Origin of the sequence: Hydrogenophaga luteola (genome assembly GCF_042648585.1) — a bacterium.
GTDB classification, from domain to species: domain Bacteria; phylum Pseudomonadota; class Gammaproteobacteria; order Burkholderiales; family Burkholderiaceae_C; genus Hydrogenophaga; species Hydrogenophaga luteola.
In genome coordinates, this window is the sequence record NZ_JBHRXX010000007.1 from 31649 (window position 1) to 44716 (window position 13068).

At 66.1% G+C, this 13068-nt stretch carries 13 protein-coding genes; 5 read left to right on the forward strand and 8 right to left on the reverse strand.

Translation table 11 applies throughout. From position 1 onward, the window contains the following. Window positions 1-14: 14 nt before the first annotated feature. Entirely contained in the window at window positions 15-1559 is a 1545-nt protein-coding gene (locus ACFOPI_RS14810; RefSeq protein ID WP_382175215.1) for a bifunctional aminoglycoside phosphotransferase/ATP-binding protein, read from the reverse strand. A gap of 53 nt (window positions 1560-1612) precedes the next feature. Here ACFOPI_RS14810 and ACFOPI_RS14815 point away from each other — a divergent pair, with 53 nt between their 5' ends. Beyond that, the gene (locus tag ACFOPI_RS14815; RefSeq protein ID WP_382175217.1) at window positions 1613-3163 is read left to right on the forward strand and encodes an AMP-binding protein; all 1551 of its coding nucleotides are present in this window, start codon (window positions 1613-1615) and stop codon (window positions 3161-3163) included. Window positions 3164-3191: 28 nt separating this feature from the next. Here the strand turns inward: ACFOPI_RS14815 and ACFOPI_RS14820 are convergent, their stop codons facing one another. Further along, complete coding sequence (locus tag ACFOPI_RS14820; RefSeq protein ID WP_382175220.1) at window positions 3192-4718, reverse strand: KAP family P-loop NTPase fold protein; 1527 nt, start codon at window positions 4716-4718, stop codon at window positions 3192-3194. A gap of 124 nt (window positions 4719-4842) precedes the next feature. Then, window positions 4843-5400, reverse strand: a complete 558-nt coding sequence (locus tag ACFOPI_RS14825) for a GNAT family N-acetyltransferase (RefSeq protein WP_382175223.1) — start codon at window positions 5398-5400, stop codon at window positions 4843-4845. A 169-nt stretch (window positions 5401-5569) separates the two neighbouring features. Between ACFOPI_RS14825 and ACFOPI_RS14830 the strand changes: the two genes are divergently transcribed. Then, window positions 5570-5779: a putative motility protein gene (locus ACFOPI_RS14830; protein ID WP_066263027.1), complete on the forward strand. Its 210-nt coding sequence runs from the start codon at window positions 5570-5572 to the stop codon at window positions 5777-5779. Between the two features lie 12 nt (window positions 5780-5791). Here ACFOPI_RS14830 and ACFOPI_RS14835 read toward each other — a convergent pair whose 3' ends face one another. After that, window positions 5792-7288, reverse strand: a complete 1497-nt coding sequence (locus ACFOPI_RS14835; RefSeq protein ID WP_382175225.1) for an MFS transporter — start codon at window positions 7286-7288, stop codon at window positions 5792-5794. Continuing rightward, window positions 7285-7626 (reverse strand): low molecular weight protein tyrosine phosphatase family protein, encoded by a 342-nt coding sequence (locus ACFOPI_RS14840; RefSeq protein WP_382175227.1) that lies wholly within the window; start codon window positions 7624-7626, stop codon window positions 7285-7287. The genes ACFOPI_RS14835 and ACFOPI_RS14840 overlap by 4 nt, the downstream gene beginning before the upstream one ends. 341 nt (window positions 7627-7967) lie before the next feature. On the opposite strand from ACFOPI_RS14840, the gene ACFOPI_RS14845 reads away from it, so the two are divergent. Genes ACFOPI_RS14845 through ACFOPI_RS14855 form a run of 3 tightly spaced genes read left to right on the forward strand, consistent with a single transcriptional unit; the run spans window position 7968 to window position 10147 of the window. Continuing rightward, the gene (locus ACFOPI_RS14845) at window positions 7968-9116 is read left to right on the forward strand and encodes an RNA ligase RtcB family protein (RefSeq protein WP_382175230.1); all 1149 of its coding nucleotides are present in this window, start codon (window positions 7968-7970) and stop codon (window positions 9114-9116) included. Beyond that, window positions 9113-9757, forward strand: coding sequence for a peptide chain release factor H (gene prfH / locus ACFOPI_RS14850; RefSeq protein ID WP_382175233.1), 645 nt, complete (start codon window positions 9113-9115; stop codon window positions 9755-9757). Before ACFOPI_RS14845 ends, prfH begins: the two co-directional genes overlap by 4 nt. Window positions 9758-9811: 54 nt before the next feature. Beyond that, window positions 9812-10147 carry an EmrE family multidrug efflux SMR transporter gene (locus tag ACFOPI_RS14855; protein WP_382175235.1) on the forward strand — a complete coding sequence of 112 codons (336 nt, stop codon included), beginning with the start codon at window positions 9812-9814 and terminating at the stop codon, window positions 10145-10147. Between the two features lie 12 nt (window positions 10148-10159). Here ACFOPI_RS14855 and ACFOPI_RS14860 read toward each other — a convergent pair whose 3' ends face one another. Genes ACFOPI_RS14860 through ACFOPI_RS14870 form a run of 3 tightly spaced genes read right to left on the reverse strand, consistent with a single transcriptional unit; the run spans window position 10160 to window position 13055 of the window. Beyond that, window positions 10160-10903, reverse strand: coding sequence for an aspartate/glutamate racemase family protein (locus tag ACFOPI_RS14860; protein WP_382175238.1), 744 nt, complete (start codon window positions 10901-10903; stop codon window positions 10160-10162). A 5-nt stretch (window positions 10904-10908) separates the two neighbouring features. Further along, entirely contained in the window at window positions 10909-12330 is a 1422-nt protein-coding gene (gene hydA, locus ACFOPI_RS14865) for a dihydropyrimidinase (RefSeq protein ID WP_382175241.1), read from the reverse strand. Beyond that, window positions 12327-13055 (reverse strand): maleate cis-trans isomerase family protein, encoded by a 729-nt coding sequence (locus tag ACFOPI_RS14870; protein ID WP_382175244.1) that lies wholly within the window; start codon window positions 13053-13055, stop codon window positions 12327-12329. Before ACFOPI_RS14870 ends, hydA begins: the two co-directional genes overlap by 4 nt. Between the last annotated feature and the right edge of the window lie 13 nt (window positions 13056-13068).

The window sequence follows — 13068 nt, forward strand, 5'->3', positions numbered from 1 at the left end:
TCGCCCCGCGGGGCTCAGGCCGTCAGGCCCCGCGCCCGCTCGGCCTCGTCCAGCGGCTCCAGCCAGCCAAACTGCTGCTCCAGCACCGCCAGCGTCGCCTCCGAGGCGTCCCGGCCAGCGGCCTGGCGCGCGCTGATGCGCCGCCGCAGCTCGTCCGCGGGCGCCTCGCAGGCCAGGATGTGGAAGGGGCAGCCCTCGGCCTGCGCCAGCTCGGCGAACGAGCGCCGCTCGGCCTCGCGCAGAAAGGCCGCGTCCACCACCACCGACCAGCCGTCCTGCAGCAGCATGCGGGCGCGTGCGCGCAGCGAGGCGTAGGTCTCTTCGTTCGCTTCCTTGCGGTACAGGCCCTCGTGAAGACCTGAGCCGCTGGTGGCCAGCGCGCTCATCCCGTGCAGGCGCTTGCGCTCCACGTCCGAGCGCAGGCGGATCGCGCGGCCACTCTTTTCGGCCTGCAGCCAGCGGCCCGAGGCCCAGGTCTTGCCGCTGCCCGACAGGCCGTGGGTGATGACCAGCTGCGGCGCGGGCGGGTGGGCGATGTCCTGCGCCAGCGCGAGGTAGCGCCGCGCTTCGGCCAGGTGCTCATCCGCTTCTGGTGAGCCGGCCAGCTGCCCCGCCCGGATCGCTGCGATCTTGGCGCGCACGGCTGCCCGGTAGCTCGCGAAAAAGCCCCAGACGGTGTGTGCAGACACGTCGCCGCTGGCGTCGGTCCACTCGCTCAGCAGCACGTTCGCCAGCCCCGGCTGGCCGTGGTCCAGCAGGTCCATCCAGCAGAACGCCATGTCGTTGGCCACATCGATCCAGCGCAGCTCGTCGTTGAACTCGATGGCGTCGAAGGGCAGCACCTCGTCTTCGATCAGCACCAGGTTCGCCAGGTGCAGGTCGCCATGCCCTTCGCGCACCCGCTCCTTCTGCCGCCGCCGCGACAGCAGGGGTTCGATGGCCACAAAGCGCTGCTCCGTCCAGTCGCTGAGCGACTGCACCAGCGCCGCGTCGGCCGGGTCCTTGAGCAGGGTGCGCAGGGTACCGAAGTTGTCGCGTGGCCAGCGCATGGCCGCCGTCGCGTGGCCCCAGGGCTGCGTCTTGCCCGCCACCGCGGCCCGCGCCTGGAACGCCGCCATGCGGCGCGCCAGCCCCGCGATGTGTTCCGCCGTCAGTTCCCCGCGCCGGCACACATGGTCCAGCCGCGCCGCTTCGTCGAAGCGCCGCATCTGCACCGCGTATTCGATGGCTGGCTGCCCGTCGCCCGCCGCGCCCCAGTGCGGGTTGTCGGGTGTGCCGACGATGGGCCACACGCCCAGGTACAGGTGGGTGGCCGGCCGGTCGTGCTGCTGGAAGCGCCGGTTCACCCGGATCTCGGTCTCGCAGGCGTGGCGCCGCGCGCCCAGGGTGCCGAAGTCCATGAACGGGAAACGCACCGGCTTCTTGATCTTGTAGGCGAACTCGCCCGCCAGCAGCACCCAGGCGCCGTGCGTCTGCACCAGCTCGACGCGGTCGACCGGGTGCGGGTAGCGCGCCGGCTGCATCAGCGCGGCAATCAGGGGCGGGACAGGCTCGGACATGAAGCCACTGTATCGTTTTGCCGGTACACCAAGGAGACAAGAGGAGACCCCCCATGAACCTCGCCCACCTGCTGTTGCGCAAATCCCTCGAACACCCCGACCGCCCCGCCATCTTTCGCGGCACCCAGGCGGTGGCCACCCACCAACAGTGGGTCAAGCGTGCTGCGCGAGTGGGTGCTCACCTGCGTGCAGCAGGCTTGCAGCCCGGTGACCGCGTGGTGCTGTTCATGCGCAATCACCCGCGCTACCTGGAGCTGCTGTTCGGCGCCTGGTGGGCCGGGCTGGTGGCGGTGCCGGTGAACGCCAAGCTGCACCTCAAGGAAGTGCAGTGGATCGTGGAGAACGCCGGGGCGCGCTGGGCTTTCGTCACGTCCGACATCGTGCCGGACTCGGCGGAACTCACCGGGCTGGACGGTGTGATGGACGTGGACAGCGCCGAGTGCGACGCCTGGATCAACGTGGACCCAGGGAAGGGCGAGGGCCACCTATATATAGAGGAGCGCGCCCCCGACGACACCGCCTGGCTGTTCTACACCAGCGGCACCACCGGCCGGCCCAAGGGCGTGATGATCACGCACCGCAACCTGCTCACCATGGGGCTGGGCTACTTCAACGACGTCGACCACGTCGATCCGCAAGACGCCATCGCCTACGCCGCGCCCATGTCGCACGGGGCGGGGCTCTACGCCATCCCGCACCTCATGGCCGGCGCGCGGCACGTCGTGCCCGCCTCGGGCGGCTTCGACGCGGCCGAACTGTTCGACCTCGGCCGCCAGCTCGGCCCGCTCTCGCTGTTCGCCGCGCCCACCATCGTCAAACGCATCGTGGACGAGGCCGAGGCGCAGGGCCTCACGCCGGAGCAGTGCGGCCAGAGCTTCAAGACCATCGTCTACGGCGGCGCGCCCATGTACGCCGCCGACATCCGCCGCGCCCTGCGCAGCATGGGCCCGCGCTTCGTGCAGATCTACGGCCAGGGCGAAAGCCCCATGACCGGCACCGCCCTCAGCCGCGCCCACCTGGCCGACACCGCGCATCCGCGGCACGAGGCGCGCATCGCCTCCGTGGGCGTGGCGCAGACCCCCGTGCGCATCCGCGTCGCGGGGCCTGACGGGCAGTCACTGCCCGTGGGCGAGGTGGGTGAAGTACTGATCAAGGGCGACAGCGTCATGGCCGGCTATTGGCGCAACCCCGAGGCCACGCAGGCGGCCATCCGCGATGGCTGGCTCTGGACCGGCGACATGGGCGCGCTCGACGCCCACGGGTTCCTCACCCTCAAGGACCGCAGCAAGGACCTCATCATCAGCGGCGGCAGCAACATCTACCCGCGCGAGGTGGAAGAGGTGCTGCTGCACGCGCCCGGCGTGGCCGAAGTCGCCGTGGTCGGCGCGCCCGACCCCGAGTGGGGTGAAATCGTGGTGGCCTTTGTGGTGCCGCAACCCGGCGCGGCGCTGGATGCCAAGACGCTCGACACCTTCTGCCTGGACCAGATCGCGCGTTTCAAGCGGCCCAAGCGGTACGAGTTTGTGGAGGCTCTGCCGAAGAACAACTATGGGAAGGTGTTGAAGACGGTGTTGCGGGAGCGGGGAGTCAAGCAAGGGGAATAAATTCCAGCTTTGGCAACTGCGTTTCCGTTTAAGCGGCTTCTCGTGAGATGTGACCTGCAAGTCTAACCAGTGCCGGGTATTGGCTGATGGGGTGCAGATCTTTTGCAGCGATTCCATTGAAACCAATTAGTTCGCGAATAAGCACGTTCGGAAACGAATAGGAATCCTCTCGGGAGAGTTTGTTAAATTTCGACAGTGTTTCTTTTGTTGGTTCTTTTGATATGGTATGAAAGAAGCTAAGAAGTTCTACCAAACTGAAGTCAACTCGATCTTCGGTTTCTCTATCATAGGATGGAATGGTGTAGTCTTTGGGAACTACACTAATGCAGAGTTCCTTGAAATCGTTTGAATTTCTATTCGGAGAGGAAATAAGCTCAAAAAGGGTGGAATGCCTGTGGCGTGTGGCTGCAACAAAAAACAACCACATGCTTGCAATTTTGGTGTTGCTTGGAAGTCCCAGTACAACTGCCTCGGTAACTGAAAGAATGTTTCGAATTGATCTGAGGTCTAGCTGCATTGCTTCTGCAATGTATGCAATATTTGAGAATTTGTTTGTCTCTAGGCGAGAAGTAGCATATGGGTCTAGGCCGGAACATCCCGAGACTTGCTCCAGTACAGTATTCTTGGAATTCAGCTCAATGAACGACAAACGTGATGGCTCAGGTAGAGAGAATTCAATATCAAAAAATCGCTTTAGATACCCATATCCATCGAAATTACTACCGTAAATAGCGGAAACTGCTTTGGAGAGTTGACTCATGTTTGTGGATACAACAAACGCAACACCTCTAACGCTGAATAAGTGCTTGACTCCTTCAAGTAGGCGAATCGCATAGTCGGGGCGGCATCGATCAAGTTCATCGATAAAAACATACAAAGGGCCCTGCAGGTCAGTGGATTTAATAAGAAGTGCCAGAAGTTCCTCAAGGCTCTGTCGGAAGTATCGTATTGACCCCAAGCGATTGTTGTGGCTATCAAGTGCTTTCTCAAAGAATTTATCTAGTCCTTTTTCGAGGATCTCCGTAGAAAGCTCCTTTGCATCGGAAGCATCCATACTTGATTCATCATGGCCGATTGCTGCATCAATTATTTCGTCTGTGGCTATTCCAGTGGTCTTCTTCAGAACAGCCTTCGCAGCTACTCCCAGTACAGGTATCAATGCTCTTCGTAAATGGCCTATTGCTTCTTTGGATTTTTCTTCTATCACCGTGCGTGCAGATTGACCCAGTGGTAGATTCTCACGAAAAGGCGAAAGACCATTTCGTAGCTCTGCCATGAATGCGACAGTAGGATCATCGGCTGAGTCATTTTCCCATGCGTTAAAGAAAATGACGGGTCGCTTTGAATTCGACAAATCCTCTGCCCAGTGCTGGACAAAAAAAGTCTTCCCTGAGCCCCATGGGGCATCTAATGCAACAACTATAGCGGGTTTATCATTTGTACATTTTCCCTCAATATACTTAGTCAAAAATCCAGCGTATTCCTTTCTATGTAAGACATCATTTTTCCATTCATTGTTTTGCGAGGTTGATTCTGATTTCGGTGTTTCGCTCATAGCGTGTTCTCCTTGCAAGCATCCTGTTGAAGAGGAGTGGTCGCTTGAATTCGGATAGGTTAATCAAACTACTTGATCTATGCCAAGAGGTTGCTTGCAGAAAATTGCATGGCATGCTTGGTTTCTATTTGATTGGCCTATTGAGTGTTCTGGTAAAAAACCGACTAAACGGATCCTCCCGGTAATCCGCAAACGGCCCACATTCCACAAACCCGAACCGCCGGTACATCGCAATCGCCGGTTCAAACGCCGGCGTGCTGCCGGTTTCCAGGCTGACCCGCGCGTAGCCGCGCTCGCGGGCGAGGGTCAGCAGTTCGGTGAGGATGGCTTGCGCGGCGCCCTGGCGCAGGTGGCGCGCGCTGGTGCGCATGGACTTGAGTTCGCCGTGGCCGCCTTCGGTGGCGGTGGTGGGCGTCAGTTCCTTCAGGGCGCCCATGGCGACCAGTTCGCCCACGGCTTCGGGGTCAGCGCCGGGCGCGGCGTCCGGCGGCAGACGCCAGGCGGTGAGGAAGGTGATCTCGGGCCGGCGCAGGCCGTTCAGGTCGAGCGCGAACACGCATTCGGGCGGGGAAGCGGCGCGCATGCCGGCCAGGTGTTCGTCCAGCAGGCTGAGCACTTGCGGGTGCGTGAGTGCGCGGTCAACGCGGATGTGAAACCGGCGCGGCGGTGCCTCTGGTGTCATGTCGCTCCCTCCCCGGGCGATGCGTGTGGTCTGGCCGGAATGGCTCTGCGGCCATTTTGTTCTTTTTGTTACCAGTGAGGCAAGCGGCGCACAGGGGCCAGCAGCGCAGCCGGTTCAAGCCACCCAGCCCACCAGCCGATAACTGCTGAACAGCTTCAAAGGATTCCCCATGGACATGTCCGTTTCTCCCGCCCTGGTCGTGGACCGCGTGGCCCAGATGGGCCAAGGCGCCACCAAGCAGCAGGTGCAGATAGAGGTGCTCAAGGAGGCCATGCAGACGCAGGAGTCGGCGGCGGCCTCGCTGCTCAATTCCGTGGCGGGCAACCTGCCGCTGGCGGGCAGCGGCCCGGTGGGCACGCAGGTCAACGCGATGGTGTGACCCGCGCCGCGGCTATGACGGCCGCCGCAGCATGCGCGCCGCCAGCACGCTGGCGAGCAACACCAGCACGCTGCTGACCGCCGCCGTGAACTGCAGGGCGTCGGTGAAGGCGGCCTGCGCGGCGCTCACCAGCGCCTGGGCCGTTTCCGGTGGCATCCGGTTCGCGGCTTCCAGGGCGCCGCCGAGCGTGCCCTCGGCCTGTGCCGGCACATCGTCCAGCCCCGCGCCGCCCAGCTGGTGGCGGTAGATGAGCGTGCCCGCGCTGCCGAACAGCGCGATGCCCAGCGCACCACTGAACTCCGAGGCGGTTTCGGCGATGGACGAGGCCGCGCCCGCGCGCTCGGGCGGGGCCGAGGTGATGATCTGTTCGGTGCCCACGGCAAACACCGGCGCCATGCCCAGGCTGACCACCACCATGCCGGCCACCAGCACCCACAGCGCCCACGGGCCGTCGGCGCCCACCATCAGCAGCATGCCCACGGCCGCCGCGGCCAGGCCCCAGACCATCACCGGGCCGGGCCCGTAGCGCGCCGCCATGCGCGGCGCCAGCACCATCGAGCCGAACACGAAGCCGCCGGCCCAGGGCACGGTGGCCCAGCCGGCCTGCAGCGGCGTGAGCATCAGCACCATCTGCAGGTACTGCGCGATGAAGATGTAGACGCCGAACATGGCCAGGCACGACAGGGCGTAGGCCACGATGGCGGTGCGGAAGGTGGGGATGGCGAACAGCCGCAGTTCCAGCAGCGGGTAGTCGATCACCCGCTGGCGCCGCACGAACACCCAGCCCACCGCCAGGCCGGCCACGAGCAACGCCAGCCGCGCCGCGCTCGGCCCGGCTTCGGCCATGGCCTTGATGGCGTAGATGGTGCCGAGCACGGCCGCCAGCGAGAGCAGCACGCTGGCCGCGTCAAGGCGGCCGGCGTTCTCGTCGCGGTACTCGGGCAGCAGGCGCGGCCCCAGCACCAGCAGCAGCACCATCACCGGCACCGCGGGCAGGAACACGGAGCCCCACCAGAAATGCTCCAGCAGCCAGCCGCCCACCAGAGGGCCGATGGCGCTGCCGACCGAAAACGCGGTGATCCACACGCCGATGGCGAACTGGCGCTGCGTCTCGTCGTGGAACATGTTGCGGATCAGCGAAAGCGTGGACGGCGCCAGCGTGGCGCCCGCAATGCCCAGCAGCGCGCGCAGCACGATCAGCTCAGCCGGCGTGCGCGCGAACGCGGCCAGCACCGAGGCCGCGGCGAAGAACGCCGCGCCGATCAGCAGCAGCCGGCGGCGCCCGATGCGGTCGCCCAGCGTGCCCATGGTGATGAGGAAGCCGGCGACCAGAAAGCCATAGATGTCGATGATCCACAGCAGTTGCGAGGCACTGGGCGCCAGCGCGCGGCTGAGCGCCGGCACCGCAAGGTTGAGCACCGTCAGGTCCATGGCATAGACCAGACAGGGCAGGGCGATGACGGCCAGCCCCCACCATTCGCGGGGGGTGGCTTTGGAGTGTGTGGTCATTCGATGTTCAGAAGGCTGCCGACCGACTGCTCCAGCAGCTCGACCAGCTCGGGGTCCATGTACTTGTACTCATCGGGGATGTCGAGCACGTGAACGGGCTTGTCAGCCAGAAGGTCACCGAAGTCCGCGACGAGCCGCGACTTGTGCTTGTGCTCCATCACGATCACCACGTCGGCCCACTCGACGTCGGTGTCCGAGACCGTGTGGCGCGCACTGGGGCTGGTGCCGCCCGAGCGCACATTCAGCTGCGGATGCCGCCGCCAGACCTGCTCGGCCGTGGGGCTGCGCCACTGGTTGCGGCTGCAGACGAAGAGGACGTTCTGTTGTTTCCTTTGCATCGACGAGAGTGTCGCCAAAAGGCATCAGCTGCGTCCGATCCGCTTGCGCGCTTCGTCGCAGGACCGCTACAGTTCGCCCCTCGCTTCGCGCAGCCATCGTCGTCGATGCACCGCGCGCGCAAGCGCCCACCCCCTCAACCACTCACCAGGAGAAACACATGCAAAACAACATGACCTCCCTGTGGGCTGGGTCAGCGGTGGCGGGGCTGTCGGTCTAAGACGCCTCCCTCTCTCTGTTCCGCGCCCATGGCTGGCCGGCAACGCGTTGGCGTTGCGCGGTGGGTTGTGGTGCGCGCGTCTGTCCCGGTCCGGTTTCAACGTTCTTTGAATCTGGATTTTTCATGGGCAACTTTGTCAGAACCCTGTCGGACCGCGCCTGCGTGGTCGCGTCCGACACGACGTGGATGGAAGACGCTGCCGTTGCGCAGCTGGTCACCACGTCACAACTCGAAGGCATGCGGCGCGTCGCCGGCATGCCCGACCTTCACCCCGGTCGCGGCTATCCGGTCGGCGCGGCTTTCTTCTCGGTGGGGCGCTTCTATCCCGCGCTGGTCGGCAACGACATCGGCTGCGGCATGGCGCTGTGGCAGACCGATCTGAAGGCGGCTTCGGTCAGCCTCGACAAGCTGGACCGCCGCGTGGGCAACATCGACGGCGCGATGGAAGACGAGGCCTTGCGCATGCAGGCGATGACGGTGCACGGTGTGGCGCCCGGCGCGCACGATGCGTCGCTGGGCACCATCGGCGGCGGCAACCACTTCGCGGAGTTCCAGCAGGTGGACACGGTGTTCGACGCGGACGCACTGTCCGCGCTGGGCATCGATGCGAAACGTCTGCTGCTGCTGGTGCACACCGGTTCGCGCGGTCTGGGCGAGCGCGTGCTGCGCAGCCATGTGGACACCTTCGGGCACCGCGGGCTGGTCGACGGCACGCCCGAAGCCGAGGCCTACCTCGCGCAGCACGGCGCGGCCTTGCGCTACGCGCTGTGCAACCGCGAACTGGTCGCGCAGCGCTTGCTGGCGAATGTGCGAGCCGATGGGCAGCGGGTGCTCGACGTGCACCACAACTTCGTGGCGCCCGCGCAGATGCTCGGCGCGACGGGCTGGCTGCACCGCAAGGGCGCGACGCCGTCGGACCAGGGGCCGGTGCTGATCCCCGGTTCGCGCGGCGATCACAGCTACCTGGTGCAGCCGCTGGCCATCAGCGACGACACGCTGCACTCGCTCGCGCACGGGGCCGGCCGCAAGTGGATCCGCTCGGCCTGCAAGGACCGGCTGTTCAAGCTGATGACGCCCACGCAGATGGGCCGCACGGTGCTGGGCAGCCGCGTGATCTGCAACGACCGGCAGCTGATCTACGAGGAAGCGCCGCAGGCCTACAAGGCCATCGACAGCGTCGTGCAAGCGCTGGTTGGGGCAGGGCTGGTGGCGCTGATCGCGCGCACGAAGCCGGTGCTGACCTACAAGACGCGAGGGGAGTGCTGCGAATGAAGCTGCTGCAATTGACGGCCAACACCGGGCCGGAGGAATGCTGCCTGGCGGTGCGCAAGGCGCTGGCGCAGCTGCTGCGCGAGTGCGAGGCGGCGGGTTTGCGGGTGGAACAGCTGGAGCAGGTGGACAGCGAGGTGCGAGGCAACCTGCGCTCGGTGCTGCTGGCGCTTGAGGGCGAGGGCGCCGGGCGCGTGGCGAGTCGCTGGAGCGGCAGCCTGCTGTGGGTCTGCCCCAGCCCGTACCGACCCCGGCATGGTCGCAAGAACTGGTTCATCGGCGGCGCGGTGTTCGACACGGGTGAAGCGGGCGACGGGTCTGACGAACTCGACGACCGCGACATCCGCTTTGAGGCGGTGCGCGCCAGCGGGCCCGGCGGTCAGCACGTCAACAAGACCGACTCGGCCGTGCGCGCAACGCATCTGCCCAGTGGCCTGAGCGTGAAGGTGCAGACCGAGCGCAGCCAGCACGCCAACAAGCGTCTGGCGCGGGCGCTGCTGGCGCACAAGCTGACTGCGCTGGCAGACGCGGCCGCCAGCGCAGCGCGCGACCAGCGCTGGCGCCAGCACCAGGATGTGGAGCGGGGCAACGCCGTGAGGACGTTCGTCGGGGAGCGCTTTGTGGAACGGCTGGCGGTCCCCTGATCTGGCGTCCGGGTGGTCCCGTGGGGACGCATGTGGCGGGGGTAAATTCCCTCCATGAAAGCCGCCTACCTGTACCTCGGCGCGGCCATCGTCGCCGAGGTGATCGCCACCTCCCTGCTCAAGACATCCCAAGGTTTCACCCGCCTATGGCCCAGCGTGGCCACGGTGATCGGCTACGCGATTTCGTTTTACTGTCTGGCGCAGACGTTGGGCAGCGTGCCGACCGGTGTGGCCTATGCGATCTGGTCGGGCGTGGGCATCGTGCTGATCTCGCTGATCGCGTGGCTGGTGTTCGGCCAGTCGCTGGATGGGCCCGCCCTGCTGGGCATGGGGCTGATCGTCGCGGGTGTGCTGGTGATCAACCTGTTCTCGAAGTCGGTGGCGCACTGATCGCTGGCGGCGCTAGCGCTGTGTCAGCAGCCTGGCGAGGCTGTCGGGCAGTCCCTGATGGGGCTTGCTGGGGGGCGGTGCGAAGCTGCCCTGGGTCGCCTTACCCGGTTGCAGTGCGACCAGCGACTCCGCGTGCCGCACGGCGCTCGACACGCCATCGACCACCGGCACCGGGAGCCGACCCCTGAGGCTGCGGGCGAGGCCCGCGAGGGGTGCGCCGGCCAGGATGATCACGTCGGCGCCGTCGTCGGCCACGCAGCGTTCCGCCAGCGCCACCAGCCGTTCGCCCTGGTCCCCCTGGACATGGCCGATGTCGGCGAGGGGTTCGTCCAGGCCGCGGATGCTGGCCAGGCGACCCAGCAGTCCGGCGTGCTCGACCGTCTCCCGGTACCAGGCGCGGATGCGCTGCGAGATCGCGACGATGGAAAAGCGCTGGCCGAGCAGGCAGGCGCTGGCCATGGCGGCCTCGCTGAGCCCGGTGACCGGGCAGGGCAGGGCTTCGCGCAGACCGGGCAGGCCCGGGTCGCCGAAGGCCGCCACGATCACCGCGTCAAAGCGCGCGTGGTGCTCGGCCGCCAGCTGCGCCGCGGCGTAGGCGCCGATGAGGGCCTCGAAGCGGGTCTCGATGTAGGCGACGCCGAACGGCGCCGTCATGACATCGATCTCGGTGTCCGGCGCAGCGGTGCGGCGGGCTTCCGCGCCGATCAGGGCCGAGACGCTGTCGGAAATGTTGGGGTTGATCAGCAGCAGTTTCATGGGCATCAGCTCCTTCGGGGCGGGCGCAGGGTGGGTCGCCCGCAGGCCAGAAATCGGCCCCGCCCCTGCCGGGGATGAAAGGCCCGGCCGTCCCAGACCACCTCACCGGCGGCGAGCGTGAGGGCCGGCCAGGCGCGCAGGGTCATGCCGGCGTAGGGCGTGTAGTCGACCGCGTGATGCAGGTCGTCGTTGCGCAGCACGAACTCGCGTTCTTCCCAGATCACGAGGTCGGCATCCGCGCCGATGGCGATCGTGCCCTTGCGCGGGTGCAGACCGTAGGCCTTGGCCGGGTTCGTGGCGGTGAGCTCGACGAACTTCTCCAGCGTGATGCGGCCGCTCAGCACGCCTTCGGAATACAGCAGCGGCAGGCGGGTCTCGATGCCCGGGATGCCGTTGGGGATGTGCCGGAAGGCCACTTCCTCACCGCCGGGCTTCTTGCCTTCCGGTGCGTCGTAGTTGAACGGCGCGTGGTCCGAGGACAGCAGCGTGAACAGACCGTCTGACAGACCGTCCCAGATGACCTCCTGGTTGGCCTTGTCTCTGGGGGGCGGGCTGCAGACACAGCGTGCGCCCTGGTAGCTGTCGTCGACGCCCAGGTCTGCTGCCGTGAGGAAGAGGTACTGAGGGCAGGTCTCCGCGAAGACCTGCAGCCCGTGGCCGCGGGCCCAGCGGATCTGTTCGACGGCCTCTCGGCCCGAGACGTGCACGATCAGGATAGGGACGTCCACCAGCTGGCCCAGCGCAATCGCACGGTGCGTCGCCTCGCGCTCCACCAGCATGGGTCGCGCGTGCGCATGAAAGCGCGGCGCCGTGCGCCCGGCCGCCTCCAGGCGCTTCGTGAGCCATTCGATGCAGTCGGCGTTTTCGGCGTGGATCATCGCCATCGCCCCGTGTTCGCGCGCGACCGACAGCACGTCGAGGATCTGGCCGTCATCGAGCTTGAGGTCGTCGTAGGTCATGTAGATCTTGAACGAGGTGTAGCCCTGCGCGATCAGCGCGGGCAGTTCTTCGTTCAGCACGTGCGGCGTCGGGTCGCTGACGATCAGGTGGAACGCGTAGTCGACGTGGGCTTTGCCGTGGGCACGGCGGTGGTAGTCCTCGACGGCGGCGCGCAGCGACTGACCCTTTTCCTGGGCCGCGAACGGGATCACGGTGGTGGTGCCACCGCAGGCCGCGGCACGCGTGCCGGTGTCAAAGTCGTCGGCCATGCGCACCGGCGGGGCCATCGGCTGGTCCAGGTGGCAATGCGCATCGACACCGCCGGGCGTGACCACGCGGCCGGCGGCGTCGATCTCGCGCTCGGCTTTGGGTAGCGACTGGGCCAGGGCGACGATGCGCCCGCCAGCGATACCGATGTCGGCATCGAAGACATCGGAGGCGGTGGCCACGCGGGCGTTGCGGACGACCAGGTCGATGGGCGCGTTCATGCGAGTTCTCCAAACAGCCGGCCCCAGCCGGCGATGCGGCCTGTGTCGGCGCCGACGAGTTGCAGCGACTTCCACACCACCGTGGCGATGCTGTCGTGAATCGGAATGCCCGTCTCGGTCTCCAGTTCGGCCACGAGCGGGGCGCCGCGCAGGTTGGTGCACAGGATGGTGATGGCATCGGGCTGCGCGCGGGCCACATCGCGCACCATGGCGCGCAGGGTGTCTGCATCCACCTCGCTGAAGCGGAAGTTGTCGCGCAGGCCAAGGTGCCGTTCGGCCACCACCTCGATGCCGAGACGGGCGTAGTTGGCCACGATCCTGGCCTGCACGTCGTCCAGGTAGGGCGTCACCAGGCCCAGGCGGCGCACGCCGGTGCGCAGCAGGATCTCGTTGAGCGCCAGCACCGAGGTGCACGCCGGAATGCCCGTGGCCTCGGTGATGCGTTGGCACAGGCGCTGGTCGGTGTCGAACCCTCGCCAGCTCGCGGCCGTGCCGCTCCAGCCGATGACGCCGACCCGGGCGTGGGACAGCAGCTCGGCCGCACCCAGGATCTCGCCGTCGTCGAACTGGCCCAGCGCCTGTTGCGTCAGCGCGATCTCGGTCACTTTGAAGCGGCCAAAGTGCGCGCTCGCCTCCGGAATGCCCGCCAGCATGGCCGTGGTCACGGGCTCCAGCGTGGTGTTGGACGAGGGCGTGAGCATGCCCAGCAGCAGGCGGTCGGTCATGGCGTCTTTCCCA

Excerpts from the sequence above, each read along its gene's own strand:
- ACFOPI_RS14810 (WP_382175215.1), bottom strand. The coding sequence starts at position 1,559 with ATGTCCGAGCCTGTCCCGCCCCTGATTGCCGCGCTGATGCAGCCGGCG.
- ACFOPI_RS14815 (WP_382175217.1), top strand. The coding sequence starts at position 1,613 with ATGAACCTCGCCCACCTGCTGTTGCGCAAATCCCTCGAACACCCCGAC.
- ACFOPI_RS14820 (WP_382175220.1), bottom strand. The coding sequence starts at position 4,718 with ATGAGCGAAACACCGAAATCAGAATCAACCTCGCAAAACAATGAATGG.
- ACFOPI_RS14825 (WP_382175223.1), bottom strand. The coding sequence starts at position 5,400 with ATGACACCAGAGGCACCGCCGCGCCGGTTTCACATCCGCGTTGACCGC.
- ACFOPI_RS14830 (WP_066263027.1), top strand. The coding sequence starts at position 5,570 with ATGGACATGTCCGTTTCTCCCGCCCTGGTCGTGGACCGCGTGGCCCAG.
- ACFOPI_RS14835 (WP_382175225.1), bottom strand. The coding sequence starts at position 7,288 with ATGACCACACACTCCAAAGCCACCCCCCGCGAATGGTGGGGGCTGGCC.
- ACFOPI_RS14840 (WP_382175227.1), bottom strand. The coding sequence starts at position 7,626 with ATGCAAAGGAAACAACAGAACGTCCTCTTCGTCTGCAGCCGCAACCAG.
- ACFOPI_RS14845 (WP_382175230.1), top strand. The coding sequence starts at position 7,968 with ATGGGCAACTTTGTCAGAACCCTGTCGGACCGCGCCTGCGTGGTCGCG.
- prfH (WP_382175233.1), top strand. The coding sequence starts at position 9,113 with ATGAAGCTGCTGCAATTGACGGCCAACACCGGGCCGGAGGAATGCTGC.
- ACFOPI_RS14855 (WP_382175235.1), top strand. The coding sequence starts at position 9,812 with ATGAAAGCCGCCTACCTGTACCTCGGCGCGGCCATCGTCGCCGAGGTG.
- ACFOPI_RS14860 (WP_382175238.1), bottom strand. The coding sequence starts at position 10,903 with ATGAAACTGCTGCTGATCAACCCCAACATTTCCGACAGCGTCTCGGCC.
- hydA (WP_382175241.1), bottom strand. The coding sequence starts at position 12,330 with ATGAACGCGCCCATCGACCTGGTCGTCCGCAACGCCCGCGTGGCCACC.
- ACFOPI_RS14870 (WP_382175244.1), bottom strand. The coding sequence starts at position 13,055 with ATGACCGACCGCCTGCTGCTGGGCATGCTCACGCCCTCGTCCAACACC.